General features: G+C 72.8%; 27 protein-coding genes. 17 read left to right on the top strand and 10 right to left on the bottom strand.

What is annotated here, in order from left to right:
- Positions 1-147: 147 nt before the first annotated feature.
- The gene (locus ACIWVC_RS08155) at positions 148-1,737 is read right to left on the bottom strand and encodes an acyl-CoA synthetase (protein ID WP_396447940.1); all 1,590 of its coding nucleotides are present in this window, start codon (positions 1,735-1,737) and stop codon (positions 148-150) included.
- 220 nt (positions 1,738-1,957) lie between these two features.
- Here ACIWVC_RS08155 and sigE point away from each other — a divergent pair, with 220 nt between their 5' ends.
- Genes sigE through ACIWVC_RS08140 form a run of 3 tightly spaced genes read left to right on the top strand, consistent with a single transcriptional unit; the run spans position 1,958 to position 4,261 of the window.
- Entirely contained in the window at positions 1,958-2,482 is a 525-nt protein-coding gene (gene sigE / locus ACIWVC_RS08150; protein WP_396447989.1) for an RNA polymerase sigma factor SigE, read from the top strand.
- A 51-nt stretch (positions 2,483-2,533) separates the two neighbouring features.
- Positions 2,534-3,337 carry an alpha/beta fold hydrolase gene (locus tag ACIWVC_RS08145; protein ID WP_396447939.1) on the top strand — a complete coding sequence of 268 codons (804 nt, stop codon included), beginning with the start codon at positions 2,534-2,536 and terminating at the stop codon, positions 3,335-3,337.
- Positions 3,338-3,373: 36 nt separating this feature from the next.
- Positions 3,374-4,261, top strand: a complete 888-nt coding sequence (locus ACIWVC_RS08140; RefSeq protein ID WP_396447938.1) for a phytanoyl-CoA dioxygenase family protein — start codon at positions 3,374-3,376, stop codon at positions 4,259-4,261.
- Between the two features lie 18 nt (positions 4,262-4,279).
- Here ACIWVC_RS08140 and ACIWVC_RS08135 read toward each other — a convergent pair whose 3' ends face one another.
- Complete coding sequence (locus ACIWVC_RS08135) at positions 4,280-4,750, bottom strand: hypothetical protein (RefSeq protein ID WP_396447937.1); 471 nt, start codon at positions 4,748-4,750, stop codon at positions 4,280-4,282.
- Positions 4,751-4,821: 71 nt separating this feature from the next.
- Positions 4,822-5,640 carry a dienelactone hydrolase family protein gene (locus ACIWVC_RS08130; RefSeq protein ID WP_396447936.1) on the bottom strand — a complete coding sequence of 273 codons (819 nt, stop codon included), beginning with the start codon at positions 5,638-5,640 and terminating at the stop codon, positions 4,822-4,824.
- A 74-nt stretch (positions 5,641-5,714) separates the two neighbouring features.
- Between ACIWVC_RS08130 and ACIWVC_RS08125 the strand changes: the two genes are divergently transcribed.
- Positions 5,715-6,686: a GlxA family transcriptional regulator gene (locus ACIWVC_RS08125; RefSeq protein WP_396447935.1), complete on the top strand. Its 972-nt coding sequence runs from the start codon at positions 5,715-5,717 to the stop codon at positions 6,684-6,686.
- A gap of 133 nt (positions 6,687-6,819) precedes the next feature.
- Positions 6,820-7,368, top strand: a complete 549-nt coding sequence (locus ACIWVC_RS08120) for a YceI family protein (protein WP_396447934.1) — start codon at positions 6,820-6,822, stop codon at positions 7,366-7,368.
- 61 nt (positions 7,369-7,429) lie between these two features.
- Here the strand turns inward: ACIWVC_RS08120 and ACIWVC_RS08115 are convergent, their stop codons facing one another.
- Entirely contained in the window at positions 7,430-8,791 is a 1,362-nt protein-coding gene (locus ACIWVC_RS08115) for a sensor histidine kinase (RefSeq protein WP_396447933.1), read from the bottom strand.
- A gap of 216 nt (positions 8,792-9,007) precedes the next feature.
- Between ACIWVC_RS08115 and ACIWVC_RS08110 the strand changes: the two genes are divergently transcribed.
- The 4 genes from ACIWVC_RS08110 to ACIWVC_RS08095 all read left to right on the top strand — a co-directional run bounded on the left by ACIWVC_RS08110 (position 9,008) and on the right by ACIWVC_RS08095 (position 14,220).
- Entirely contained in the window at positions 9,008-10,411 is a 1,404-nt protein-coding gene (locus tag ACIWVC_RS08110) for a glutamate--cysteine ligase (protein WP_396453955.1), read from the top strand.
- Positions 10,412-10,757: 346 nt separating this feature from the next.
- Positions 10,758-11,447 (top strand): response regulator transcription factor, encoded by a 690-nt coding sequence (locus ACIWVC_RS08105; protein ID WP_396449420.1) that lies wholly within the window; start codon positions 10,758-10,760, stop codon positions 11,445-11,447.
- Positions 11,444-12,493 (top strand): ATP-binding protein, encoded by a 1,050-nt coding sequence (locus ACIWVC_RS08100; RefSeq protein WP_396449419.1) that lies wholly within the window; start codon positions 11,444-11,446, stop codon positions 12,491-12,493. The genes ACIWVC_RS08105 and ACIWVC_RS08100 overlap by 4 nt, the downstream gene beginning before the upstream one ends.
- Before the next feature lie 182 nt (positions 12,494-12,675).
- The gene (locus ACIWVC_RS08095; protein ID WP_396449418.1) at positions 12,676-14,220 is read left to right on the top strand and encodes a DUF4153 domain-containing protein; all 1,545 of its coding nucleotides are present in this window, start codon (positions 12,676-12,678) and stop codon (positions 14,218-14,220) included.
- Here ACIWVC_RS08095 and ACIWVC_RS08090 read toward each other — a convergent pair.
- Both ACIWVC_RS08090 and ACIWVC_RS08085 read right to left on the bottom strand, forming a co-directional pair.
- The gene (locus ACIWVC_RS08090; protein WP_396449417.1) at positions 14,201-14,761 is read right to left on the bottom strand and encodes an NUDIX domain-containing protein; all 561 of its coding nucleotides are present in this window, start codon (positions 14,759-14,761) and stop codon (positions 14,201-14,203) included. The two genes, ACIWVC_RS08095 and ACIWVC_RS08090, sit on opposite strands and share 20 nt — an antisense overlap.
- Before the next feature lie 2 nt (positions 14,762-14,763).
- The gene (locus ACIWVC_RS08085) at positions 14,764-15,513 is read right to left on the bottom strand and encodes a GntR family transcriptional regulator (protein WP_396449416.1); all 750 of its coding nucleotides are present in this window, start codon (positions 15,511-15,513) and stop codon (positions 14,764-14,766) included.
- 153 nt (positions 15,514-15,666) lie between these two features.
- Here ACIWVC_RS08085 and ACIWVC_RS08080 point away from each other — a divergent pair, with 153 nt between their 5' ends.
- Positions 15,667-15,891, top strand: a complete 225-nt coding sequence (locus ACIWVC_RS08080) for a hypothetical protein (RefSeq protein WP_396449415.1) — start codon at positions 15,667-15,669, stop codon at positions 15,889-15,891.
- On the opposite strand, the gene ACIWVC_RS08075 is transcribed toward ACIWVC_RS08080, so the two are convergent.
- Positions 15,888-17,165: a helix-turn-helix domain-containing protein gene (locus ACIWVC_RS08075; protein ID WP_396449414.1), complete on the bottom strand. Its 1,278-nt coding sequence runs from the start codon at positions 17,163-17,165 to the stop codon at positions 15,888-15,890. The two genes, ACIWVC_RS08080 and ACIWVC_RS08075, sit on opposite strands and share 4 nt — an antisense overlap.
- Positions 17,166-17,483: 318 nt before the next feature.
- Here ACIWVC_RS08075 and ACIWVC_RS08070 point away from each other — a divergent pair, with 318 nt between their 5' ends.
- The 3 genes from ACIWVC_RS08070 to ACIWVC_RS08060 all read left to right on the top strand — a co-directional run bounded on the left by ACIWVC_RS08070 (position 17,484) and on the right by ACIWVC_RS08060 (position 18,922).
- Positions 17,484-17,945 (top strand): hypothetical protein, encoded by a 462-nt coding sequence (locus ACIWVC_RS08070; protein ID WP_396449413.1) that lies wholly within the window; start codon positions 17,484-17,486, stop codon positions 17,943-17,945.
- On the top strand, positions 17,942-18,247 hold the full coding sequence (locus ACIWVC_RS08065; protein ID WP_396449412.1) for a winged helix-turn-helix domain-containing protein: 306 nt from the start codon (positions 17,942-17,944) through the stop codon (positions 18,245-18,247). The genes ACIWVC_RS08070 and ACIWVC_RS08065 overlap by 4 nt, the downstream gene beginning before the upstream one ends.
- A 90-nt stretch (positions 18,248-18,337) precedes the next feature.
- On the top strand, positions 18,338-18,922 hold the full coding sequence (locus ACIWVC_RS08060) for a hypothetical protein (RefSeq protein WP_396449411.1): 585 nt from the start codon (positions 18,338-18,340) through the stop codon (positions 18,920-18,922).
- Position 18,923: 1 nt separating this feature from the next.
- Here the strand turns inward: ACIWVC_RS08060 and ACIWVC_RS08055 are convergent, their stop codons facing one another.
- A complete protein-coding gene (locus tag ACIWVC_RS08055; RefSeq protein ID WP_396449410.1) occupies positions 18,924-19,838 on the bottom strand; it encodes an NAD(P)-dependent oxidoreductase in 915 nt (304 codons plus the stop codon).
- A 110-nt stretch (positions 19,839-19,948) separates the two neighbouring features.
- Here ACIWVC_RS08055 and ACIWVC_RS08050 point away from each other — a divergent pair, with 110 nt between their 5' ends.
- Complete coding sequence (locus ACIWVC_RS08050) at positions 19,949-20,566, top strand: TetR/AcrR family transcriptional regulator (protein ID WP_396449409.1); 618 nt, start codon at positions 19,949-19,951, stop codon at positions 20,564-20,566.
- On the opposite strand, the gene ACIWVC_RS08045 is transcribed toward ACIWVC_RS08050, so the two are convergent.
- Positions 20,546-21,157 carry a LysE family translocator gene (locus ACIWVC_RS08045; protein WP_396449408.1) on the bottom strand — a complete coding sequence of 204 codons (612 nt, stop codon included), beginning with the start codon at positions 21,155-21,157 and terminating at the stop codon, positions 20,546-20,548. The two genes, ACIWVC_RS08050 and ACIWVC_RS08045, sit on opposite strands and share 21 nt — an antisense overlap.
- A 105-nt stretch (positions 21,158-21,262) precedes the next feature.
- Here ACIWVC_RS08045 and ACIWVC_RS08040 point away from each other — a divergent pair, with 105 nt between their 5' ends.
- From ACIWVC_RS08040 to ACIWVC_RS08030, 3 genes are all read left to right on the top strand, one after another.
- Positions 21,263-21,715, top strand: coding sequence for an Lrp/AsnC family transcriptional regulator (locus ACIWVC_RS08040; protein WP_163055243.1), 453 nt, complete (start codon positions 21,263-21,265; stop codon positions 21,713-21,715).
- 495 nt (positions 21,716-22,210) lie between these two features.
- Positions 22,211-22,900, top strand: coding sequence for a hypothetical protein (locus ACIWVC_RS08035; RefSeq protein ID WP_396449407.1), 690 nt, complete (start codon positions 22,211-22,213; stop codon positions 22,898-22,900).
- 2 nt (positions 22,901-22,902) lie between these two features.
- Positions 22,903-23,553 carry a class F sortase gene (locus ACIWVC_RS08030; RefSeq protein WP_396449406.1) on the top strand — a complete coding sequence of 217 codons (651 nt, stop codon included), beginning with the start codon at positions 22,903-22,905 and terminating at the stop codon, positions 23,551-23,553.
- Positions 23,554-23,649: 96 nt separating this feature from the next.
- Here ACIWVC_RS08030 and ccrA read toward each other — a convergent pair whose 3' ends face one another.
- Positions 23,650-24,984 carry a crotonyl-CoA carboxylase/reductase gene (gene ccrA / locus ACIWVC_RS08025; RefSeq protein WP_396449405.1) on the bottom strand — a complete coding sequence of 445 codons (1,335 nt, stop codon included), beginning with the start codon at positions 24,982-24,984 and terminating at the stop codon, positions 23,650-23,652.
- Positions 24,985-25,008: the final 24 nt, after the last annotated feature.

The following is a 25,008-nucleotide window of genomic DNA, read 5'->3' as shown; positions in this document are numbered from 1 at the left end:
CCGGGGATATTCGCCGGAACGCGCCCAAGACACGCCCCTTCGGCATCAATTGATTTTTGACCGCTCGGCGGCGGGAAATGCGGGCGCAGCCGTGGTATAAGCGCGCGCGGCGCATTTACCCGGCCGCACCGGGTCCGCCGGCGGCCGCTATGCGAACACGCTGTGCGCCCACTGGTAGTCGGACTTGCCGACGGCCGTGCGCCGCACCTCGTCCACCAGCGTGATCTGCCGGGGCAGTTTGTATCCGGCGAGGCGGCCGCGGCAGTACTCGGTGAGCTGCTCCAGCGTGACGGACGCGCCGGGGCGGGGCGCGACGACGGCGGCGACGCGCTGCCCGAACCGCTCGTCCGGAAGGCCGACGACGACCGCGTCGTACACGTCGGGGTGGTCCTTCAGCGCGACCTCGACCTCCTCGGGGTAGACCTTCTCCCCGCCCGTGTTGATCACGAGGGAGCCGCGGCCGAGGAGGGTGATGGTGCCGTCCTCCTCCAGGCTCGCGAAGTCCCCGGGGATGGACCAGCGGGTGCCGTCCGCATCGGTGAAGAACGTGGACGCTGTCTTCTCGGGGTCGTTGTAGTAGCCGAGCGGGATGTGCCCGCTGCGGGCCAGCCTGCCGACCTCCCCGGGCTTCACCACGTTCAGGTCGTCGTCCAGGACGGTGATTCCCGGCTTCATCATGAACCGGGCCGTGCCCTCCTCGGCGCCGACGGACGGCCCGCACGTGCCGGTCTCGGAGGCCCCGTAGTTGTCGAGGAACATGACGTTCGGAAGGTGCTCCTGGAGCGCCTGCTTGGCGCCCTCGGTGAGCGGCGCCCCGCCCGACGCGATCGCGAGCAGCGGGGACGTGTCGTAGCCGCCGTCCGCCAGCGCCTTCGCGACCGGCCGCGCCATCGCGTCCCCGACCAGCATCAGCACGTTCGCCTGCTCCTCGGCGAGCAGCCGCAGCGCCTTGTCCGCGTCGAACGCGCGGTCGGTGTAGAGGACGACCTTGGCGCCGCCGAACAGGCTCATGAGCGCGACCCACTGGCCTGCGCCGTGCATGACGGGCGCGCAGTCGAGGACGGCCGCCTCCGGCTGGCTCGCGTTGGCGGCCAGTTCCTCGGGGCTGCCGACCGGGTCGCCGAGGATGTTCCCGCCGCCGAGCGCGCCGAAGAAGATGTCCTCGCAGCGCCACTCGACGCCCTTCGGGTACCCGGTCGTGCCGCCGGTGTACATGATGTAGCGGTCGTCGCTGGACCGTGCCGGGAAGTCGTCGCCCGGGCCGGCCGCCGCGAGCGCCTTCTCGTACTCGACCGCGCCGGGGATCTCACCCTCCGGGCCGCCGGAGGGCGCCCCGTCCTCCAGGACGACGACGTGCCGCAGCTTCGGCAGATCGCCGCGGATCTCCTGCACCTTCGCCAGCAGCGAACGCTCGCCGATCAGCGCGACGGAGTCGGAGTCGGCGAGGACGTGCCGCAGCTCGGCGGCGACGTAGCGGAAGTTCACCGGGATCGGCACGGCGCGGATCTTGAACGCGCCGAGCATCGCCTCGATCCACTCGGCCCGGTTGTAGGACAGGATCGCGACGTGCTCGCCGGGCCGCACCCCGGCCGCCGCCAGATGGTGCCCGACCCGGCTCGCGCGCTCGCTGAGCTGCCGGTACGTCCGCCGCTCGTCCCCCGCGACCAGGGCGGGACGGTCCGGCCCGGCCTCGGCCAGGATCTCGATCAGGTCGGCCAGGTTGTAGCTTCGCGCCATGCCACGTCCTCGCGATGGTCGGGGTGGGACGGTACCGATCCTGCTCGCGTACGGCGGACGAACTCAATGCCTATTGGCATTCCGTCTAATGAGATGAGTCACACCCCACATCGCCTCATCCGGCCACTCACGGGGTCCTTACACGGCTCTTATCTGGGTACCGGCATGCTTGGCCGTAACGATTCAGTATCAGACGGGGGTAGTGGTGAGCGCAGGCGCGATGGCGTGGACCCCGCCGACGTGGGAGGAGATCGTCAGCGAGCACTCCACGAGGGTGTTCCGGCTGGCGTACCGGCTGACCGGCAACCGGCACGACGCCGAGGACCTGACGCAGGACGTCTTCATCCGGGTCTTCCGCTCGCTGTCCTCCTACAGCCCCGGCACGTTCGAGGGCTGGCTGCACCGGATCACCACGAACCTGTTCCTCGACCGGGCCCGCCGCAAGCAGCGCATCCGGTTCGACTCCCTCGGCGACGAGGCCGCCGAGCGCCTGCAGGGCCGCGAGCCGACGCCCGCGCAGGCGTACGACGACCGGCACCTGGACGCCGACATCCAGCGGGCGCTGGACGCGCTCGCCCCCGAGTACCGCGCCGCCGTCGTCCTGTGCGACATCGAGGGGCTCTCCTACGAGGAGATCGCCGCGTCCCTCAACGTGAAGCTCGGGACCGTCCGCTCCCGCATCCACCGGGGCCGCGCCCAGCTGCGCGCCGCCCTGGAGCACCGCCGCCCCGCCGAATGCGCGTAGTGACGAGCATCACTAGTGACCGCTAAGTAACTTCCGGCCTACTCTTCGGCCGTGGACATCGTCTTCGATCGCCGGGGCGAAGGCCCGCCCCTCGTCCTGCTGCACGGCATCGGGCACCGCCGCCAGGGCTGGGCGCCCGTCATGGACCTGCTCGCCGAGGAACGCGACGTGATCGCGGTCGACCTCCCCGGTTTCGGCGACTCCCCGCCGCTCCCGCCCGGCACCCCCTACACGCTCGACACCGTCATCTCCGTCCTCGCCGACTCGTTCGCCGAGCTCGGCCTGGACAGGCCGCACATCGCGGGCAACTCGCTGGGCGGCCTGTTCGCCCTCGAAGCCGCCGACCGCGGCCTCGCCAGCTCCGCGACCGGGCTGTCCCCGGCCGGCTTCTTCAACGCGGCCGAGCTGCGGTACGCCGCGTCCGTCCTGCGCGCGTCCCGCCTCGGCGCCCGCGTGCCCGACGGCGTCCTGACCCGCCTGGCCCGGTCCCCGCGCCGCCGCGCCGCGATGTTCGGCATGATCTACGGGCGCCCCGACCTGATGGACCTGGAGGCCCTCACCGGCGACGCCCGCGCGATGCGCGAGGCCCCCGGCTTCGAGCCGACCCTGCGCGCGGGCCGCACCACCCGCTTCCTCGGCTCGTGCGCGGACGTCCCCGTCACGATCGCCTGGGGCACGAAGGACCGCCTGCTCCTGCGCAGCCAGGCCATCCGCGCGCAGCGCCGGCTGCCGAACGCCCGGTTCGTCTGGCTGGAGGGCTGCGGCCACGTCCCCATGGCCGACGACCCGGCCCTGGTCGCCCGGACGCTGCTGGACGGCAGCGCCCACCCCCTCAAAACCCGGGCCGCCGCCTGATCGACGCCGCCGGGACGCCGGGTTAGCATCCGGATCATGGGCTCTGGCTATCGGATTCTCAGCGAAGACCAGGTAGAGCATTTCCTCGACCGGGGATTCGTCGTCATCAGGGACTGCTTCACCCCGGAGGCCGCCGAAGAGTACACCGGAACCATCTGGACCCGGCTCGGGTACGACCCTGACGACAGGTCGACCTGGGCGGAGCCCGCGATCCATTTGCCCGTCCATCGGGAAGTGGACATCAAGGAGTTCGCGCCCAAGGCGTGGGACGCCGTCTGCGACCTCGTGGGCGGCGAAGACCGGATCGAGCAGCCGTACAACTGGGGCGACGGCTTCGTGGTCAACCTGTCGAAGGGGTCGGAGCTGCCCTGGTCGCCGCCGACGGCCCAGTCGCCCGAATGGCACAAGGACGGCGACTTCTTCCGGCACTTCCTCGACTCGCCCGAGCAGGGCCTGCTCACGCTCGTCCTCTGGTCGGACGTCCGCCACCAGGGCGGGGCGACGTTCGTCGCCGCCGACTCGGTCGGGCCCGTCGCCCGCTTCCTCGCCGAGCACCCGGAAGGCGTCCTGCCCGACGAGTTCCCGTACCCCGACCTGGTCGGCCAGTGCTCCGACTTCGTGGAGGCCACCGGCCGCACCGGGGACGTCTACCTGCTGCACCCGTACATCCTGCACGCCAAGGCCCAGAACCTGCTCCGCCTGCCGCGCTTCATCACCAACCCCCCGGTGACCCTGGCGGAGCCGATGAGATTCGACCGGCCGGACCCGTCCCCGGTGGAGCAGGCGGTCCTTCGCGGACTGGGCGTCGACCGCTACGAGTTCACCCCGGCCGCCCCGCGGGAAGAGGTGGTCCCCGAACGCGTCCTCCGCCAGGCCCGCATGAAGGCCGAGGAGGAGGCCCGTCTCGCCGCCCGGTCCGGCTGACCGGCCGGGCGGCGGCGGTCAGGCGGCCTGGATCGTCCCCAGGACGAGCACGGCGAGGCTGAGGAGGCCGATCGAGGCGCGCAGCAGGCCGGCGCTGCGCGCTCCGCGCCGCACGCGGGCCGCGAGCGGCGCGTCGCCGGGGCGGGCCAGGGCGTCGCGGCGGAGCCGGGTCATGCGGCGCGCCTGCAGGACGCCGAAGGCGAGCGCGGCGACGAGGGCGGCGGCCAGCACGGCGGTCGCGGTGAGCGTGCCGTCCCAGGGCCGGCCGGCGGCCAGGGCCGCGCCGCTGCCGAGGGCCAGCGCCAGCGCGGTGGTCCCGACGATCAGGTAGCTGCGGCCCAGCGCGCGGAAGAACGCGACGCGGGCGGACGGGTCGAGGGTCCGGACGGTGACGCGGGCGACCACGGCGATGGCGACGAACCCGCCGACCCACACGGACGCGGCGATGAGGAGGACGCAGGCGAGGGCGACCTCGACTCCATGGGGCATTTGCACCACTCGTCTTCTCAGGGTGGGGATGGTCGTCTCTTTTTTTACAAGATTGACTGTGTAAATACAAGTCACCGTTGTGCGCTACCCCCGCGCAGGCGGCCGGTCAGGAAGGCGAGGATCTCGTCCCTGGCCCGCAGCGTGGGGTGCCCGTCCTCGTCGACGAGGTGGGCGGTGACGACGCTGTGCGGGGTCCCGACCACGTCGCGGAAGAACGGCGGCGGGTCGGCGTTGGCGGCGCCGCCCGGCAGGACGCGGCCGTCGAACGCGTCGCCGAGGAGGGCCCGGTAGGCGGCGAAGCGCTGCCCGGTGCACCAGCGGTCGCCGTCGAAGCGGTAGGCGAGGACCGTCAGCCCGTCGCGCGCCACGCGGTCCCGGATCGCGCGCGCGTCGGCGTCGCCGAGTTCGAGCGCGGCGGGGTCGTCCAGCGGCAGCGACGGGTGGTTCACGACCGGCGCGATGACGGCCGGTTCGAGCGTCATGGCGAGCGCGAAGTTGCCGGTGAAGCACAGCCCGATCGCGCCGACCCCCGGGCCGCCGCACTCGGCGTGGGCCTGGCGGGCGAGCCCGCGCAGCCACGCGGTGACGGGGCTGGTGCCGCCCCCGGCGAACGCCCGGAACTCGGCGCTGACGCACGCGCGGCGGACGACCCGCTCGCCGTCCTCCGCCGTGGGATAGGCCCCGTCCCTCCCGAAGAGCGAGGGGACGTGGACGGTGAAGCCCGCGTCGCGCACCCAGCGCGCCAGGCGGAGGACGTCGGGGCTGATGCCGGGCATCTCCGGCATCAGCACGACGGCGGGGCCGGAGCCCGCGGTGTAGACCGCCTTCCGCACGCCGTCCACGTCCACGAGCCGGCGGGAGAAGTCGGTGATCGGGTCGTCGGTGCTCATGGACGCCAGCATCGGCCGCGGGGCGCGCACGTCGGGATAGGCCAGATCGCCATGTTCAGGGGTAATCTCGCCACATGAGCGCCCTGCGGGTCGGTGTCCTGGCCTATCCGGGCTGCTTCGCGTCCGAGGTGTTCGGCGTCCCCGACCTGCTGACGATGGCGGCGCACGTCGCCGGCCCGGAGCACGACGGGTACGAGGCGGCGGTCCTCTCGCCCCGCCGCCGGGTCGCCGCGTCCGGCGGCGCGGTGCTGGCCGCCGCCCCGCTGCGCGAGGTCGACGTGCTGGTCGTGCCGGGGTTCGCGCTCGTGCCGGGCGCCGACGTGGACGCGGAGCTGGCGCCCCTCGGCCCCGAGATCGCGGCGATCCGCGCGCACGCGGCCGCGGGCGGCGCCGTCGTCTCGATCTGCGTCGGCGCGTTCCTGCTCGCCGAGGCCGGCCTGCTCGCCCGCCGCCGCGCCACGACGGCCTGGCTCCTCGCGGACGAGCTGGCCCGGCGCTGCCCGGAGGCCGACGTCCGGGCCGAGTCCCTCGTCGTCACCGACCGGGGGGTGACGACCACGGCGGCGTTCAGCGCCATGTACGACTTCGCGCTGGAGCTGATCCGCCGGCACAGCGGCCCCGGCGTGGCCCGGACGACCGCGCGCGTCGCGCTCGTGGACGACGCGAGGTCGTCCCAGGCCCCCTACGTCGACCCGCGGCTCCTCCCGCAGCCCGGAGACGCGTTCTCCCGCAGGGTGATGCGGCGGCTCGACCAGAACCTCGGCGCCCGGTACGACCTGGCCGCCCTGGCGGCGGAGTTCGGCGTCAGCACCCGTACGCTGCTGCGGCGGTTCGCCGCGGAGACCGGCCGGAGCCCGCTGGAGCACCTGCAGGCGTCGCGCGTCCGCCGCGCCCGCCACCTGCTGGAGACCACGGACCGGACGGTCGCCGCCGTCGCCGCCGCGGTCGGCTACCGGGACCCGGGCACCTTCGCCGCGCTCTTCGCCCGGCACACCGGGCGGCGCCCGGCGGCCTACCGGACGGCCTTCCGGCGCGGCTCCGGCTGAGCCGGCGCCCCGGCGCGCCCCGCCGGGAAACCGTTCCGGCGCCCGCGGAACAATCCGGGATTGACAAGTGTTTGAACCCTCAACTAACCTACGCCAGGTCGTTGAAGTTTCAAGCAACTAGCGGGAGTCATCCATGAGCATCGCCGCCGTCGCCCCCGAGCTGACCGCCGGAACCTGGAACATCGACCCGAACCACTCCGAGGTCGCCTTCGTGATCCGGCACCTGATGACCAAGGTGCGCGGCACGTTCACCGAGTTCACCGGGGCCGTGCAGATCGCCGAGGAGCTGGCGGAGTCGACCGCGACGGCCGAGATCCAGGTCGCATCGATCGACACCCGCAACCCGGAGCGGGACGCGCACGTGCGCACCTCCGACGTCCTCGACGCCGAGAAGTACCCGACCATGACCTTCGCCACCAAGGGCGTGCGCGTCGAGGACGGCGAGTACCTCCTGGACGGCGAGCTGACGATCAAGGACGTCACCCGTCCTATCACGCTCACGGTCGAGTTCAACGGCGTCGGCGAGGACCCCTGGGGCGGGACGCGCGCAGGGTTCTCCGCCGCCACCACCATCAACCGCAAGGACTGGGGCGTCGAGTTCAACGTCCCGCTGAAGGGCGAGAAGGCCCTGCTCAGCGACAAGGTCGACATCCAGCTGGAGATCCAGGCCGTCCGCGCCTGAGCGACCGCGCAGAGTCTTCGCCAAGAAGGGCCGCCCGAAACCGGGCGGCCCTTCCGCGTCTTCAGGCGCGGTCGTCCGGTTTCGCGCGGGCCAGCGGGAGGCGGAGGACGAACCGGGCGCCGGACGGGGCGTCCTCGACCCGGAGCGTCCCGCCGTGGGCACGCGCGATCTCGCGGGCGATGGCGAGGCCGAGGCCGGTACCGCCGGCGTCCCGGCTGCGGGCGGTGTCGAGGCGGGTGAACCGCTCGAAGACGCGCTCCCGGTCGGCGGGCGGGATGCCGGGGCCGTCGTCGGCGACGGTGAGCAGCGCCTGGCCGTCCAGCCGGGCCGCCCCCACCGTGACGGTGGAGCCGGCGTAGCGCTCGGCGTTGTCCAGCAGGTTGCCGAGCAGCCGGACGAGCTGCATGCGCACCCCGCGGACCGGCACCTGCGGCGCCAGTTCCGTGACGATCCGCACGGCGCCCGCGCGGCGGCGGACCTCCGCACCGGCCAGCTCGGCCAGGTCGATCGGCTCATGCACCGCCGTCCCGCCGGTGCCGATGCGGGCGAGCAGCAGCAGGTCGGTGACGATCGACTCCAGCCGGTCGGTGTCGCGCAGCGCCGACCGGACGACCTCCCGGAGGTCGTTGTCCTCGGGGTGCGCGGCGGCGTCCTCCAGGTTCGCGCGCAGGCCGGCGAGCGGGCTGCGCAGCTCGTGCGAGGCGTCCGAGGCGAACTGCCGCTGCCGCCCCACCGCCCGTTCCAGCCGGTCGAGCGTCGTGTTCGCGGTGCGGGCGAGCTGCGCGATCTCGTCCTGGCCGGGCGGCTCGGGGACGCGGCGGCTCAGGTCGGTGGCGCTGATCTCGGCCAGTTGCGCGCGGATCGCCTCGACCGGGCCGAGGGTGCGGCCGACGACCCGCCAGGTGACCCACGCGGCGGTCCCGGCGAGCAGCAGGACGCCGGCCGCGAGCACCCCCTCCAGCAGCCCGTTCACCAGATAGGACGGCAGCCGCTCCGACGCGTACACCACGACGGAGTCGGCCGCGGTGCTGACCCGGATGGCCTCGACGACATAGCAGTCGCGGCCCGGCCAGGAGCCGTGGCACTCGGTGAAGTCGCGGACGCGCAGGTTGCTCGACGGCCATAGTCTGCTCACCGGCGGACGTCCCGTGGCGGCGGCCGTGGCGTTCGCCACACGGCCGCCCGGTTCGACGACCTGGATCAGGATGCGGCCGCGGGTGTCGTCCGGGATCGTGCCCTCCAACGACCCGTCGCGGACGGCGCCGCTCACCCGGCGGGCGTCGACCTGGGTCTGCCGGAGGTGATCGGCCTCGACTTCCGCGCGCAAGCCGACGTCGGCACCGGCCGCCGTGACGCCGAAGACGAGCGCCGCGATCACGGCGGCGGCGAGCGTGTCCCTGGCCCGGATGGACCGGGGGCGCATGCGCATGCTCCCTCCCGGGCACACGTTATCCGTCGCTCACTCCCGGGGAGCCCGAAAACCGATGTCGGGTTTTCACCTTCCCTCACCGGGACATCCCGTTTTATGACGGTTCCTCCGAAGCACAGGGACGGACACATGGGCAGGGACGTGGCTTCGGTCACCATCAGTGGCGAGGACCGGCGGCGGTATCGCGAGAAGGTACGCAGGTGCCTTGACGTGCTGGCCCGCATGCTGGGCGAATCCCAGTTCGATTTCGAGCGCCCCCACATCGGGCTGGAGATCGAACTCAATCTGATCGACGCGATCGGCGATCCGCTAATGCGCAATGCGGATGTCCTCAAAGCGATCGCCGACCCGGCCTGGGCAACGGAGCTCGGCCAGTTCAACCTGGAGATCAACATTCCGCCCCGCGAACTCGGCGGGGAGAGCACCGGCGAACTGGAGACGGAGGTCCGCGACCACCTGGAACACGCTGACGGCCGCGCCCGCGAGGTCGGCGGCGGCCTCGTCATGATCGGCATCCTGCCGACGCTGCGGCGCTCCGACATCGGCGAGGAGACCCTCTCGTCCAACGCCCGCTACAAGATGCTGAACGACCAGATCTTCGCCGCGCGCGGCGAGGAGATGCGCATCGACATCGACGGCCCGGAGCCGCTGCGCATGCACGCCGACACGATCATCCCCGAGGCCGCCTGCACGAGCGTCCAGTTCCACCTCCAGGTCAGCCCCGACCAGTTCGGCGCCTACTGGAACGCCGCCCAGGCCATCGCGGGCGCCCAGGTCGCCGTCGGCGCCAACTCGCCGTTCCTGTTCGGGCACCGGCTCTGGCACGAAACCCGGATCACCCTGTTCGAACAGGCCACCGACACCCGTCCCGACGAGCTGAAGACGCAGGGCGTCCGCCCCCGCGTCTGGTTCGGCGAACGCTGGATCACGTCCGTGTTCGACCTGTTCGAGGAGAACACCCGCTACTTCCCATCACTGCTGCCGCTCTGCGACGACGAGGAGCCCCGCGAGGTCCTCGACGCCGGCCGCATCCCCGAACTCGGCGAACTCACCCTCCACAACGGGACCATCTACCGCTGGAACCGCCCCATCTACGCCGTCGTGAAGGGCCGCCCCCACCTGCGCGTCGAGAACCGCGTGCTGCCCGCCGGGCCGACCGCCGCCGACGTCGTCGCCAACGGCGCCTTCTACTACGGCGTCGTCCGCATGCTCGCCGAGGCCGACCGGCCCGTCTGGACCCGCATGTCGTTCGCCACCGCCGAAGAGAACCTCCACCGCGCCGCCCGCGACGGCCTCGACGCCACCCTCTACTGGCCCGGCATGGGCGAAGTCCCCGCCGCGGAACTCGTCCTCCGCAAACTCCTGCCCCTCGCCCACGAGGGCCTCGACCGCTGGGGCGTCGACCCGGCCCGCCGCGACCGCCTCCTCGGCATCATCGAACGCCGCTGCGTCACCGGCCAGACCGGCGCCGCCTGGCAGATCGCCACCGTCGACGCCATAGAGGAGTCCTACGGCACCCCGCGCCACGACGCCCTTCGCATGATGACCCGCTCATACGCAGAACGAACACGCGACAACGTCCCAGTGCACCTGTGGCCCATAGGGCCCTGTTAGTCCAGGGGGGCGACCCCCTGGAACCCCCGTTAGCGACGCAGGCGATCCTCGCTCCTTTGTTGCGGTCTGTCGTGCCTGTGACGGGCGTGTGCGGGGTCGCTGCGGTCGCCTGCGTCGCGCGGGCATGCCCGTGGCCGCCGCTTCGGTCGGTGGCCACGGCTCAGATCTGGTCCAAGAGGGTTTGATCGTGCTCGTCCAAGAAGCGGCTGTGCTAACCCAAGGGGCGACTCCCCTGGAACCCCGGTACGAGCGGGGTGGGGCGATGTCGTGGGGGTGGGGGCGATCTTCACGAGTCCTGCACAATTCGGGCTCGTTGTGTGCATAGCGGGCTCTTAGAGTCTGGGGCGTGACTGCGAACGAGACTCGGGTGCTGGTGGTCGAGGACGAGCCGACCATCGCGCGGGCCGTGGCGGACCGTCTGGCGGCCGAGGGCTTCGGCGTCGAGGTGGCCGGGGACGGGCCCTCGGCCGTCGAGCGGGCGCGCGGCTACGAGCCGCATCTCATCGTGCTGGACGTGATGCTGCCCGGGTTCGACGGCCTGGAGGTGTGCCGGCGCGTGCAGGCGGAGCGTCCCGTGCCGGTGCTCATGCTGACGGCGCGGGACGACGAGACCGACCTGCTGGTCGGGCTCGGCGTCGGCGCCGACGACTACGTGACCAAGCCGTTCAGCATGCGGGAGCTGGTCGCCCGCATCCGGGCGGTGCTGCGGCGGGTCGAGCGGCCCGCGATGGACGCGGCGCCCGGCGGGGCGAAGCGGGTCGGAGCGCTCGAGGTCGACGAGCGGGCCCGGCGGGTCCGCCGCGACGGGCGCGAGGTGCACCTCACGCCGACCGAGTTCGATCTGCTCACCTGCCTGCTGCGCAACCAGGGGGCGGTGCTCACCCGCGCGGTCCTGCTGGAACAGGTGTGGGACTGGGCGGACGCGTCCGGGACCCGGGTCGTCGACAGCCACGTCAAGGCGTTGCGCAGGAAGCTGGGGCAGGGGCTGATCCGGACCGTGCACGGCGTCGGCTACAGCTTGGAGGTCGCGCCGTGACCCCCGTCGTCCACAGGCTGTGGGCGCGGCTGCCCCGGCCGCTGGACCCGCTCCGGTCGATCAAGGTGAAGTTCGGCGTGGTGGTCGTGGTCACCGCGTGCGTCGCCGTGCTGATCGTCCTGTGGGGCTATCCGTTGGGGTTCCGGGCGCGGCAGACGATGCCGGTCGGCGTGCTGATCTCGCTGGGGGTGATCCAGCTGCTCGCGCACGGGATGACCGCGCCGCTGCGGGAGATGACGGCCGCGGCGCGGGCGATGGCGCGCGGCGACTACAGCCGCCGGGTGCGGGCCACGTCGCGGGACGAGGTCGGCGAGCTGGCGCAGGCGTTCAACCGGATGGCCGCCGACCTCGCCGAGGTCGAGCGGCAGCGCCGCGAGTTCGTCGCCAACGTGTCGCACGAGCTGCGCACGCCGATCAGCGCGCTGCGGGCCGTCCTGGAGAACGTCGCGGACGGGGTCACGCCCGCCACGCCCGAGGTCCTCGAATCGGCGCTCGACCAGACCGAGCGGCTCGGGCGCCTCGTCACCCAGCTCCTCGACCTGTCGCGGGCCGAGGCGGGCGCGGCGGTCCTGGACCTCGCGGACATCGACGTCGCCGCGTTCGTGGACGACGTCGCGGCCGAGGCCCGCGCGAGCCACCCCGAGGCCGAGTTCGCCACCGACGTGACGCCCGGCCTGCGGGCCGTCGCCGACCGCGACCGGCTCCACCAGGTCGTCGCGAACCTGCTCGACAACGCCGCCAGGCACGGCCCGGACGGGCGTCCCATCACCGTCACCGCCCGTCCCGCGAACCAGCCCGGCGGTCTGGTCATCGAAGTGGCCGATGAGGGACCCGGCATACCGCCCGAGGAGCGCGCCCGCGTGTTCGAGCGCTTCTCGCGCGGCTCGGTGTCCGGACCCGGGACGCCGGGCGGCGGCACCGGGCTCGGCCTCGCCATCGCCAGCTGGGCCACCGACCTGCACGGCGGCGACATCACCGTCCTGGACACCCCGAGCGGCTGCCGCATCCGCGTCATGATCCCCCCGAACATCGGAGAACCCGCATGACCACCCCGCCCACGGACCCCGCCGAGAAGCCGCCCGGAGAACCGAGTGAATCCGGCGGCAAGCCGGTAGAAGCCGCCGTACCGAGGGCCATGCCGGGTGGTGGGCACGCGGTAGGGGGCGGGTTTGCGCCTCCCGGGGTGGTTTACCAGGGGCAGCCGGCGCGCCAGGGTGTGCCTTACGGGGTGCCGGCCGGGTACGCGCCGCCGCAGTTCGCCTATCAGCCGACCAAGATCGAGAAGGCCTTCCGGGCGTGGAAGCGGCCCGCGCGGCCCATGTCGGCGTCGCTCGTGGCGGGGGTTCTCGTCGCCGGGGTGATCGGGGCCGTCGCGGTCGGGCCGCAGTTGCGGGAAGGGCTGCTCGGGGTCGGCGTCGTGATCGCGGGCGCGGCCGTCGCCTACGTGGCGGGGGCCTCGGCCTGGTCGGCGGGGCGGATCGTGCGGTCCGGGCCCAAGCGGCGGGTCAACCGGACCGCGATCGTGTTCGGGGTGCTCGCCGTCGTGTTGCCGGCGATCGCGGCGGTGCGGGAGGCGGAGTGGGTCGTCGTTCCCGCGCTGCTGCTCGCCGTCGCGCTCGGCTCGTACGCGGCGTCCGGCGGGAGGTCGTGGCCGGAGGTCCTGTTCGGCGGGCTCGCGGTCGTGCCCGCGGCCGGGGCCATGCTGCCGTGGGCCGCGCGCGGCGCGTACGGGGCGGTGACGTCCGAGAAGGGCAACGCGTGGCCGGTCATCAGGACGGGCGCCATCGCGGCCGGGCTCGTCGCGGTGTTCGGCGGGCTGTTCGTCGGGGCGGACGCCGCCTTCGGCAGCCTCGCCGCCGGGCTCGTCCCCGAGGTGTCGGCCGCCTCGGTCGTCGTGTACGGGTTCGCGGGCGCCGCGACGCTGGCGCTGGCGTCCGCCGGCGCGTACCTCGGGCAGGCGCCGCCGCCGCTGCGGCTGCTGAGCCCGGAGCCCGGAAAGCCCGCCGGGCGGTGGTCGTGGGCGGTGCCGATCGCGGCGCTCGACCTGCTGTTCCTGGTGTTCTGCGCCATCCAGGCCGGGGTCTTCCTCGCCGACGACAAGGACGCGCTGCTGCGCTCGACCGGCCTCACGTACGCCGAGTACGCCAGGCAGGGGTTCTTCCAGCTCGTCATCGTGACCGTGCTGGTGCTGGCGGTCGTCGCGGTCGCGAAGCGGTACGCGCCGGAAGGCAGCCGCGGCCTGGTCCGGGGGCTGCTCGGGCTGCTGTGCGCGTTGACGCTCGTCGTCGTCGCCGTCGCCCTGCGCCGGCTCTACCTGTACGAGCAGACCTTCGGCTGGACGAGGCTGCGGCTGTGGGTGCACGCGTTCGAGCTGTGGCTCGGGTTCGTCGTGGTGCTCGTGGCGGTCGCCGGCGTCGTCAAGGGCCGGGTCGCCTGGCTGCCGCGCGCCGTCGCCGCCGGCGGGGCGATCGCGATGATCCTGCTCGCGGTGCTCAACCCCGACCGGTTCATCGCCGAGCACAACGTCGCCCGGTACGCGGAGACCGGCAAGATCGACGTCCCGTACCTGCGGAACCTGTCCGCCGACGCGGTGCCCGCGCTGGACGCGCTGCCCGAACCGGCGCGCAGCTGCGCGCTGCGCCGGATCGCGGTCGAGCTCGACGGGGACGAGCCGGCCATGAGCGCCAACCTGTCGCGGGCCGAGGCCCGGGAGATCCTTGGGCGGCGGCCCGTCGACGAGACGGCGGACTGCGTCAGTCCGTCTCGTCCATGAGGAGCAGGGCGTAGGCGGCGATCGTCGAGTCGTCGGTGATCCGGCCCTCCCGGATCAGCGCCCTGAACTCGGCGCGGGAGAACCACTTCTGCCGCATGTCCTGCTCCTCGGGCTCCCGGTCGGCCTCCCCGGCCGCCAGGTCGGACGCCACGAAGATGTTGAAGCCCTGCCCGCTCGTCCCGTGCGAGCAGTTCAGGCGCCCGAGGTGCTTCAGCCTCCCGGCGCGCAGGCCCGTCTCCTCGGCGAGCTCGCGGCGGGCCAGCTCCTCCGGGTCGGCGTCCCGGCGGCCGGGCAGCGAGCCCTGCGGGAAGCTCCACGTGCGCTTCCCGATCGGGTACCGGTACTCCTCGACGAGGTGGAACCCGTCGCCCTCCAGCGGGATGACCAGCACGAAGTCGGGTTTGTCGACGACGCCGTAGATGCCGCGCGAGCCGTCCAGCCGCTCGACCTCGTCCTCCCGGACGACCATCCACGGGTTCTCGTAGACGACGCGGGTGCCGACCTGGCGGACCGCGGGCTCGTCGTTCGCGTCCCGGCTCATGCTCACGCTCCCGACCCGTAGCGGTAGACGAGTTCGTGCCGGTCGCCGACCACCACCCGGTGGGTGACCTCGATGACGCGGTCGTCCTGGTCGTAGGCGCGGCGCCACAGGGTCAGGACGGGCTGGTCGGGGCCGATCCGCAGCGTCTCCTGCTCGTCCGCGCGCGGGAGCCGGCACGTCACCGACTCCTCGAACGTGATCCGGCGGCCCGCCTCCTCCAGCCGCGAGTAGAGGCCGCCCGGCCCCGTGTTGACCTCGCGCAGCACCGGGATCCGCTCCACGATCTCGGGGATGATCCAGGTCGTCGCCGTCTGGACGGGCGGCTCCCCCTCGACGCCCTGGACGCGCGCCCGCTCCAGCACCCGCGTCCCGACGGGGACGTCCAGCCGGGGCGCGAGCCGCTCGTCGGCCTCGACCTCGGTCACGGTGGTCCGCGTGAACGGCCGGCGCCCGTCCTTCTGCGCCGACACGTGGAAGCCGCGCCACTCGCCGACCTGCCGGGTGATGTCGGCGGCCGCGCGCCGCACCTTCGGCGCCGCCCGGACCTGCGCGCCCGCGCCGTGCCGCAGCTGGACGAGGCCGGCCTCGGCCAGCATCCGCAGCGCCCGCCGGACGGTGGAGCGGTCGGCGCCGTACTCGCTCGCGAGCCGCCGCTCGGACGGCAGCCAGGCGCCCGGATCCAGCTCGCCCTCGACGATGCGGGCGGCGAGCGCGTTGGAGATCACCTGTGCCTTCGTGGGGGGTCGCGGCATACCAGATCCTGCTCCGGGTCAGTGCACTGACCTCACACCGTACAGATCCCACCGGTCGCGGCACCGTTCCGGGGTTCCGCCGAACGCGTTGTGGGCGGTGCGTGGTAGCCCTATGGTAGACCTACCATAGACCGACCGAGGGAGCCCCGGACGATGTCGGTGATCATGTGCATGCCCGGCTGGCACAGCGAACGCTCGGACAAGGGCCTGCGGGCCACCCGGATCACCCAGTTGTCGGACTACCAGCTCCTCAACGGCTGCCTTGAGGAGATCGTCGCATCGGACGAGGGCGAGCTGTGGCTGCTCTGCGACGCGCAGACCCGGCTCGCCGAACGCGTCGCCACCGCCGAGCGCCTGCGGGCGTCGCGGCGGAACTAGGAGCGGCGGAAGCTGACGACCTCGCCGGAGTCGCCGACCGCCTCGCGGGACGGCGGGATGATCCGCTCCCCCGCGTTGTCGGCGAGCAGGGCGCGGGCGCGCAGCACGATCTCCAGGTCGAAGCGCAGGTCCGGGTCGAGCAGCTGGTCGCCGAACAGCTCCTCAAGCTGGCGGAGCCGGTACCGGACGGTCTGCGGGTGGACGTGCAGCCGCATCGCGACCTCGTTGGCGTTGCGGCCCGACTGCAGCCAGGCCAGCAGCGTCTCGGCGAGCCGGTCCTGCTGGCTCGGCCGCAGGTGCGCGAGCGGCGCGAGGCGCAGGTCGGCGAGCGAGGTGATGAGCCCCTCGTCCTGGAACAGGATCAGCGTGGACATGTGCTCCACGCTGCGGATCACGCCGCTCTCCGCCTCGATGACGCCGCGCTGGACGAGGCACAGCGTCTTGCGCGCCCACTGGATGGAGCGGGCCGCCTCCATCAGCGGGACGGTCGGGCCGACGACGGCGAGCGTCCCGGCCAGCGCGCGGTCGACGAGCTTGGCGCGGCCGGGGCCGTCCGGGTCGGGGATGATCAGGCTGGGGGTGCGGCGGGTGAGGTCGGCGAGCACGTCCGGCGGGAACGCGGGCTGCCGGGAGTCCTGGTGGTGCCGGCCGAGCGCGACCGCGGCGATCGTCCGCGGGATGGGCCAGTGCGCGGCGGCGGCGAGGTCGGCGATCGCCTCCTGCGCGGCCGGCGGGTCGGCGAACAGCAGGTCCAGCAGGCGCTTGCGGCGGCGCTGCATCTCGCCCGCGACGGCGGCCTTGGCCTGCGAGAACCCTTCGGCGGCGGCGTGCGCCAGCTCGTCCTGGAACTGCATCAGCACCTCGCCGACGGCGCCGAGCGTGCGCGGCGACACCCCCAGCGCCTCGGCGCCCTCGGTCAGCCGCCGCCACGCCACCATGCCGCCGACCCGCATCGCGGTCTGCATGGCGTCGAGGCTGCGGCCCTCGCCGGCCTCGCCGCGGCCGATGGCGCGGAAGAAGTCCGTCACGGGGGCGGGATCGTGCGCCGGGTCGGCCACCCGGTCCACGAAGTAGTGGAGGACGCGCTCGACGGCCAGCCGCAGGGTGCCAGAGTAGGAGCCGTCTCCGGGGCGGTCGTACTCCCTGACGCGCGTCTGGATCTCCTGGATCATGTCGTCCGCGACCTCGTCGAGGTGCGGCCGCATGTGGTCCGCCAGTTCCCTGGGCAGATCCGCCCACGGGCGCCCGTTAGTGGTCGAACCGTCGTTCGCCACAGAACCTCCCCTGCTCCGTCCCCCAGCGTTGCGCGCCGTACACAGGGGGTAATTAGTTACTTATGGGATCTGTGTGAGGCAAATCATGACCCGTGGGATGCCCGGGCGCAAAGTCTAGGTCGACTTTCGACCAGCTTCGGCCGACCGAATGACAAAGAACCGACACGTCGGAAACGCCTTCCCTGACATCGCGCGCCCGAACGCGGCGGCCCCGCCCCGGTCCCGCCGGACCCAGGCCCTCCCCGGCAAGTACTTGACGCAGCGGAAAGTAGAAAGTACTTTCCATAGCGGCAAGTACTTCTCAGGGAAGCAGGCCCCATGAACGAGTTCACCGACCCCGCCGACGCCCTCGCCGCGATCGAGCGGACGCAGCAGCGGGCCTACGCCGGGCAGCGGCTCCCGCTCTGGTACGTCCCGGGCGTCGTCTCCCTCGGCACGGCCGCCGCGATCGCCGCCGAGGCGGACGGGGCGGCGCGGATCGCCCTCTCGGTGGCGGCCGTCGCGGGGATCGGCGCGCTCGTCGGCGCGCTCTCCGCCCGCATCCGCATCAAGTTCCGCCCGCGCGCGTGGACGCCGAAGGCCGCCGCCCTGATGGCGCTCTGGATCGCCTCCCTCTTCGCCGTCTGGGGCGCGGTCCCGCTCGCCGCCGGCGTGTTCACCGGCTCGGCGGTCTGGCAGAAGGCGATCGCGGGCGCCGTCACCGCCGGCTACGCGCTGGCGACCACCCGCTGGGCGGAGGACCTGGTGCTGGCGCGGCTGGCCGGGAAGGTGGTCCGGTGAACCTCGACCCGGTGATCCACACGCCGGCGCGCCTGCAGATCGTCGCGCTGCTGGCCACCGCGACCGAGGCCGAGTTCGCGTTCGTCCGCGACAGCCTGGAGATGAGCGACTCGGTCGTGTCCAAGCACGCGAGCGCGCTGGAGAGGGCCGGCTACGTCGAGATCCGCAAGGGCTACGTCGGCAAGCGCCCCCGCACCTGGTTCAAGCTCACCCCGGAGGGGCGGCACGCGTTCGACGAGTACGTCACCAGCCTCCAGAAGATCGTCGGGCGCCCCCTCGCCGACATCCCGGAGGACCGCTAGAAAACCGCCGCGACCGGCATGGCGGCGGGCCGCCCGGAGCCGCCTCGGCCGGCGTGGTGGCCGGGCGCGGACGGGGACATAATCGGGGCCATGCGCGTGGGGGTGGCCCATCACTTCGGCTGGGCCGTCGCGGTCACGGCGGCCGGCCGGCAGGTGGCGGACCGCCGGAGGATCCGGCTGGTCGAGCCGGGCCTGCCGGCGGCGCCGATCCACTACGAGAGCGCGCGCCTCGACGACGCGGCGGCCGCGGACCTCGTGCGGAGGGTACGGGCGTCGGCCGCCCGCGCGACGTCGGCCTCGCTGGACGAACTCGCCTCCGGCCTGCCCGGCCCGGTCCTCTCCATCTCGCTGCGCGCCTGGCCGCTCGACTTCCCCGACGACATCGCCGTCCTGCGCCGCGCCCCGTACGAGTCGCGGGCGGACTCCGTCATGTACCGGCAGATCCTGGCCGAGCAGGCGCGTGCGCGCGGCTGGGCCGTCCACCTCTTCGACGCCGGCGCCGTGGAGAGGCAGGCGGCCGAGATCCTCGCCGAGCACGCGGACGAGGTCCTGCACGGCCCGCGTGCCGCGCTCGGGCCGCCCTGGACGAAGGACCACCGGATCGCGCTCGCCGCGGCGATCGTGGCCGGCGAACGCCCCGTCGCACCGGACGGCCGGGAGCTCCGCGGCGCGTGATTCAGCCCTGCACCGGCGCGCCGGCCGCCGCGGACCTTCCGTCGTCGGTCCGGGCGGCGATCGCGTGGATGACCGCGGCCATGTCGAGCGGGCCGTGGCCCATGGCCTGGGTCTCGCGGTAGAGGGCGTGGCAGGCGTCCAGAACGGGTGAGGCGATCTCCGCCCGCCGGGCGGCCTCCGCGATCAGGCGGTTGTTGTCCAGGACGTTGGTGATGGACGCCTGCACGGAGAAGTCGCGGGCCAGGAGCTTGCGGGCCTTGGCGCGGGAGACGGCGCTGGCCATCGGCCCGGCGTCCAGGACGTCCAGGAGGCGCCGCCGGTCCAGGCCGTGCCGGTCGGCGAAGTGGAACGCCTCCGCCAGGCCGGTGACCATCGTGATCAGGAACAGGTTGACCGCGAGCTTCATCTGGAGGGCCTGCGGGACGGGCCCGCAGACGAACGTCCGGCTGCACATGGGCGCCATCAGGGGGCGGACGGCGTCGACGGCGGCGGGGTCGCCGGCCAGCATCGCGACCAGGTCGCCCGTCTCGGCAGGCCCGCGCGAGCCGGACACGGGGGCCTCGACGTAGCGGCCGCCGGACGCGCGGACGTCGGCTTCCAGGCCGCGGGAGTACTCCGGCGAGGTCGTTCCCATGTGGACGATCACGCGGCCCGCGACGTTCGCCGCGAAGCCGGGGGTGCCCCGCCCGAGGGTCGCGTCGATGGCGGGGGCGTCGGCCAGCATGAGGAGCACCACGTCCGCGCGCCGGCACGCCTCGGCCGGGCCGGACGCCACGGCCGCGCCCGCGGCGCGCAGCTCGCCGCACCTGGCGGGGGTGCGGTTCCAGACGATCAGGCGGGTCCCCGCGCGGGCCAGGTTGAGCGCCATGGGCCGCCCCATGACGCCGAGTCCGATGAATCCGACGTTCGTGTCCACCTTCGCCTCCGGTTCCGGGCTGATCCGTGCTCCGCCAGGGGTGGCGGCGGAGCACACGCGGGGACGGTCCGACCTTGCCGATTATGACAGCGGTCATGATAATGGTCCAGGTGAAGCCGGAAATGGACGACCGAGATCCTCGGGAGCGCATGGTCTTCAGCGCCGCGCAGCTCATCCGCCGGGACGGGGTCACCGCCACGGGGCTGCGCGAGGTCGCCGCCCACGCGGGCGCGCCGCGCGGGTCGCTGCAGCACTACTTCCCCGGCGGCAAGGAGCAGCTGGTGAACGAGGCCGTGGAGTGGGCCGGACGCTATGCCGCCGGGCGCATCGACCGCTTCGTGGCGCAGCTGTCCCGCCCCACCCCCGGAGGGCTCTTCGCGGCGATGGTGCGGCAGTGGACGGACGAGTACCGGTCGGCGGGGTTCGCGGGCGGCTGCCCGGTGGCGGCGGCGACCGTCGACTGCGCCGAGTCCGTCGCCTCCACGCAGGCCGCCGCGGCCGCCGCGTTCGCGTCCTGGCGCCGCCCGATCGCCCGGGAGCTGGCCGCGATGGGCGTCCCGTCCCGCAAGGCCGGTGCGCTGGCGATCCTGATGGTCAGCGCACTGGAGGGCGCGATCTTGATGGCCAAGGCGGAGCAGAGCGTCCGCCCCCTGACGACCGTCGCCCGTGAACTCGGCCCCTATCTGGACTCCTGCGTCGAGGCGACATCAGGCGAGGAAGTGCTCTAGGACCAGGTAGGCCCCCAGGGCGGTCATCGCGGCGCCGGACAGGCGGGCGGTGAGGCGGCCCGCGGCCGGGTGCCCGTCCAGGACGGTCCGGGCGAGGATCCCCAGGCAGAGGTAGAAGGCCGCGCAGGTGGCCGTGAACGTCAGGCCGAGGACGCCGATCTGGCCGGCGACGGGCCAGTCCCCGCGGGGGTCGGTGAACTGGGGCAGCAGGGCCAGGAAGATAAGCAGGCCCTTGGGGTTGAGCCCGCTCACGCCCATGCCGCGCAGGAACACCGGCCAGCCGGCGCCGGACGCCGCCTGCGGATCGGGCCCGGCCGTGCGCGCGAAGGTCGTCGCGCCGTGCCACATCAGGTAGGCGCCGCCGGCGAGGGTGAGGGCGCCCAGGACGGACGGCGAGCCGGCGACCAGGGCGCCGACGCCCGCCGCGACGACGAGGGTCACGGCGGCGTACCCGGCGGCCAGGCCGCCCACGGCGGGCACGACGGAGCGGCTCCGCACGCCGGCGCCGAGGGTGAACGCCCAGTCCGCGCCCGGAACGGCGATGAGCAGCAGCGCGACCGCCCAGAAGGCGAGCACGGAACCGGCCGCCATGATTTCCCCTCCCGTAGCCGCCATGGGGGAAGGGTATTTTTGATGGACCCGAAAGTGTTCCCGTATTTGGCGCTGACTCACCGGGGCCTTGGAAGGATTTTCTTTATGGACGCGATCGACCGGAAAATCCTTGCGGTACTCCAGGAGGACGGCCGCCTGACGATCACGGATCTGGCGGCGCGGGTCGGGCTGAGCGTCTCGCCGTGCCACCGGCGGCTGCGGGAACTGGAGCGCAGCGGCACCATTCGCGGATACCGGGCGGTCGTCGACGCCGCCGCTCTCGGGCTGACGTTCCAGGCGCTCGTCTTCGTCACCATGCGGCAGGAGGACCGGGAGACGCTGCTCGGTTTCGAGGAGGCGGTGGCCCGCGTACCGGAGGTCGTCCAGGCGCAGCGGCTGTTCGGCGACCCCGATTACCTGCTGCGCATCGTGACCGCCGATCTGACCGCGTACCAGGAGCTGGAGGACGACGTGCTGAGTGCGCTTCCCGGCGTGCAGCGGCTCAACTCCACGCTCGTGATGAAGCACGTCGTCGACGAACGGCCGCTGCCCACCTGAGCGGCGTCCACCGGCGGACGGCGCGGCGGCCGCCGGCGCCATGAGGAATCATCTCCGGCGCCGCCATGGTTCATTTTTCAACCGCCTTCAAACGGAACAGAAGATCCCGTCAAGGGGCGATGGCCATTTCACCCTGTGTCATCCTTGCTGATCAGCAGACGTAAACCGCGCTCGGGTCGCGTAAGTGCGAGAAGGGGTTTACGCAAGGCCCGTTGATGACCATGTCCGGCCATTAAGCCGCTGACCGGCCATTCTTGACTCGTGTTCCGACAGAACCGGGCTAGGCTGCTGCCTCATCATTCTCTTCGGTCTCCCTGGCGCCCGTATCACGAGTGCCCTGCATGCCAGCCGCCGGCCCGCGGCACATTCCCCGCCAATGCACGGGCACGTCACGCTTCGCCCGGGAACGCGAAGAGCCCCGAACAGAGGAGAAGGGCAATGCGCGCAAGTCGGCTGGCTGCGGTGGGAATCGCTGCGGGCTCCATGATGCTCGGAATGGCGGCGCCCGCACTCGCCACCCCGGACCCGGTCACCCCCGGTGCGTTCTGCGACACGCTCAATGACACCGGCAAGACCACCAAGGGCACGCCCATGGTGTGCAAGCCGGACGAGAACGGAAAGCTGCGGTGGGTCGCGGCCGGCCCCGGTGACGAGCCCGGCGGCGACCCCAGCGAGTCGCCCAGCCCGAGCCCGACGCCGACGAAGCCGGCGTTCAAGTTCGGCTACGACAAGGTGAAGCTGTCCAGCCTGCGCGTCGCGCCGGGCTACAAGACGACGTTCACCGTGACCTGCCCGACGTCGGTCGTCATCACCGGCAACGGCTACACGCAGAACCCGCTGCCGGTGAAGAAGACCGGCGACGACACCTGGACGGCCACCGGCACGTTCCGCAGCAAGCTGCCGGACCCGACGACCGCCACGGTCGCCTGCAAGGGCTACGGGTCGGTCAGCTACAGCACCCGGCCCGACAAGGGCGGGAACGGCGGCGGCAACGGCGGCGGCGGCACGATGAAGCCGAAGACGCCGAAGATCCCGTCCGGCCGCATCGACACCGGTGACGGCAGCATGTACATGAGCGGCGGGAACTCGTCCGCGCCGCTGCTGGCCGCCGGCTGGGGCGTGCTGATGGCCGCCGGCCTCGGCGCGGTCGCGCTGCGCCGCCGGACGGTCCGGGAGCGGTCGTAACGTTGCCGGAACTGCCTGCATCGGCCGCCGGCCGCCGCGCCGCGGGCGCGGCGGCCGGCGCGCTGCTCATCGGACTGCTGTTCAGCGGCTGCGGGGGCGACGGGGGCGGGGACGCCGCGGCGTCCGGCACCCCCGAGCCCGCCGCGGCGCAGCCGACCGGCGCGACCACGCCCGCGTCCAACGTCCATCCCATGACGCAGTCGCCGCCGACGAAGATCGCCATCCCGAAGATCGGCGTGTCGGCCCCGGTGGGCTCGATCGGGCTGCTGCCCGACGGGCGCGTCGAGGAGCCGCCGCTGAGCAAGCCGAACCTGGCCGGCTGGTACGAGGAGGGCGTCACGCCGGGCGAGATCGGCCCGGCGGTGATCCTCGGCCACGTCGACGCCAACGGCAAGCCGGCGGTGTTCTACCGGCTGAAGGAGCTGAAGCCCGGCGACAAGATCCAGGTGGGCCGCAAGGACGGCTCCACCGCGACGTTCGCCGTGCAGAAGGCCCAGCGGGTCGACAAGGACGCCTTCCCGCACAAGAAGGTGTTCGGCGAGTCGCTCGACCACGCGTCCCTGCGGCTGGTGACGTGCGGCGGCGCGTTCGACCCGAAGATCGGCCACTACAAGGACAACCTGATCGTCTACGCCAGGCTGGTCGGTTCCTGACCGCGCCCCGGCGCGGCGACGCGCCGGGACGATGAACGCCCGCCGGAGCATGACCGGCGGGCGTTCTGCCGTCCGCGGACGGGCGGTACGGGCGGTTCAGCGGCGGTAGAGGCCGAGCTTCTCCTCGCCGATCTTCTCGCGCAGGGCCGGGTCGTCCACGCCCTGGCCCTCCTCGGCGGCGCCGCACAGGACGGCGACCTTGCCGACGTGCTGGTTCGTCTGGACCGCGCGGGTCGCCTCGGCGGCCTGCTCCAGCGGGAACGACCGGGACAGCGTCGGGTGGATCATCCCGAGGCCGATCAGGCGGTTCACCTCGACGGCCTCGTGGTAGTTGAAGCCGTGCGAGCCGATGATGCTCTTGAGCCGCATCCACAGGAACCGGTTGTCGTACTCGTGCTTGAAGCCGGTGGACGACCCGCACGTGACGATCTTGCCGCCGCGCTTGGCGACGTAGACGGACGCGCCGAACGTCTCGCGGCCGAGGTACTCGAACACGATGCCGGGGTCCTCGCCGACGAGGCCGCGGATCGCCTCGCCGAGGATGCGGCCGGCCTTCGGGTGCCGCATGCCCTGCTCGCCGAGGTTCAGCTCGTTGCGGTTGATGACGTGCTCGCAGCCCTGCGCCCGGACGAGGTCGGCCTTCTCGTCCGACGACACGACGCCGACCGGGATGCCGCCGCCGTTCTTGACGAGCTGCGTCGCGAACGAGCCGAGCCCGCCGGTCGCGCCCCAGATCAGCACGACGTCGCCCTGCTTCATGCGGGCGCCGTGCGTCCCGACGAGCATCCGGTAGGCGGTGGCGGCGCAGAGCGTGTTGGAGCCCGCCTCCTCCCAGGTGAGGTGCGCGGGCTTGCGGATCAGCTGGTTGGCCTTGACGATGCAGTACTCGCCGAGCGCCCCGAAGTTCGTCTCGAAGCCCCACGCGAGCTGGGTCTCCGACATCATGCCGTCGTCGTAGGAGCCGTGGTCCTCCTCGTCCACGTAGGACGGGGACAGGACGACCTTGTCGCCGACCTTCCAGTGCTTCACGCCCGCACCGGTGCGGACGACGACGCCGGCGCCGTCCGACCCGAGGATGTGGTACGGCAGGTCGTGCCGGGCGCCGTACCAGCCCTGCCGGCCGAACTTCTCCAGGAACGCGAACGTCGGCACCGGCTCGAAGATCGCCGACCAGACCGTGTTGAAGTTGATCGCGGCCGACATCACCGCGACGACGCACTCGTCGGGCGCCAGCTCGGGCATCTCGACCTCGCCGACGTGCATGGAGCGGCGCACGTCCTTGTCGGCCTGGCCCTCGAAGATGCCGACCTCGTCCTTGAGGGTGAACGCGGCGCGGAAACGGGTCGGCAGGTCGATCTCCTGCAGCTCGGGGCCGCTCGCGCCGGCGCGGACGGCGTCGAGCAGCTCATGGGACGAGCCAGGGTGGGCCATGGGTGTCCTCCGTGGAACGACGGG

It is taken from the genome of Actinomadura sp. (genome assembly GCF_044508335.1).
In the GTDB taxonomy this organism is placed as follows: domain Bacteria; phylum Actinomycetota; class Actinomycetes; order Streptosporangiales; family Streptosporangiaceae; genus Spirillospora.
This window is presented reverse-complemented; position numbering and strand designations above follow the sequence as displayed.

Bases quoted from the DNA above. Each gene is read 5' to 3' on its own strand.
- sigE (WP_396447989.1), top strand. From the start codon at position 1,958: ATGGCGTGGACCCCGCCGACGTGGGAGGAGATCGTCAGCGAGCACTCC.
- ACIWVC_RS08090 (WP_396449417.1), bottom strand. From the start codon at position 14,761: ATGAGCCGGGACGCGAACGACGAGCCCGCGGTCCGCCAGGTCGGCACC.
- ccrA (WP_396449405.1), bottom strand. From the start codon at position 24,984: ATGGCCCACCCTGGCTCGTCCCATGAGCTGCTCGACGCCGTCCGCGCC.
- ACIWVC_RS08120 (WP_396447934.1), top strand. From the start codon at position 6,820: ATGAGCATCGCCGCCGTCGCCCCCGAGCTGACCGCCGGAACCTGGAAC.
- ACIWVC_RS08155 (WP_396447940.1), bottom strand. From the start codon at position 1,737: ATGGCGCGAAGCTACAACCTGGCCGACCTGATCGAGATCCTGGCCGAG.
- ACIWVC_RS08080 (WP_396449415.1), top strand. From the start codon at position 15,667: ATGTCGGTGATCATGTGCATGCCCGGCTGGCACAGCGAACGCTCGGAC.
- ACIWVC_RS08070 (WP_396449413.1), top strand. From the start codon at position 17,484: ATGAACGAGTTCACCGACCCCGCCGACGCCCTCGCCGCGATCGAGCGG.
- ACIWVC_RS08035 (WP_396449407.1), top strand. From the start codon at position 22,211: ATGGCGGCGCCCGCACTCGCCACCCCGGACCCGGTCACCCCCGGTGCG.
- ACIWVC_RS08115 (WP_396447933.1), bottom strand. From the start codon at position 8,791: ATGCGCCCCCGGTCCATCCGGGCCAGGGACACGCTCGCCGCCGCCGTG.
- ACIWVC_RS08140 (WP_396447938.1), top strand. From the start codon at position 3,374: ATGGGCTCTGGCTATCGGATTCTCAGCGAAGACCAGGTAGAGCATTTC.
- ACIWVC_RS08060 (WP_396449411.1), top strand. From the start codon at position 18,338: ATGCGCGTGGGGGTGGCCCATCACTTCGGCTGGGCCGTCGCGGTCACG.
- ACIWVC_RS08040 (WP_163055243.1), top strand. From the start codon at position 21,263: ATGGACGCGATCGACCGGAAAATCCTTGCGGTACTCCAGGAGGACGGC.
- ACIWVC_RS08135 (WP_396447937.1), bottom strand. From the start codon at position 4,750: ATGCCCCATGGAGTCGAGGTCGCCCTCGCCTGCGTCCTCCTCATCGCC.
- ACIWVC_RS08085 (WP_396449416.1), bottom strand. From the start codon at position 15,513: ATGCCGCGACCCCCCACGAAGGCACAGGTGATCTCCAACGCGCTCGCC.
- ACIWVC_RS08045 (WP_396449408.1), bottom strand. From the start codon at position 21,157: ATGGCGGCCGGTTCCGTGCTCGCCTTCTGGGCGGTCGCGCTGCTGCTC.
- ACIWVC_RS08125 (WP_396447935.1), top strand. From the start codon at position 5,715: ATGAGCGCCCTGCGGGTCGGTGTCCTGGCCTATCCGGGCTGCTTCGCG.
- ACIWVC_RS08130 (WP_396447936.1), bottom strand. From the start codon at position 5,640: ATGAGCACCGACGACCCGATCACCGACTTCTCCCGCCGGCTCGTGGAC.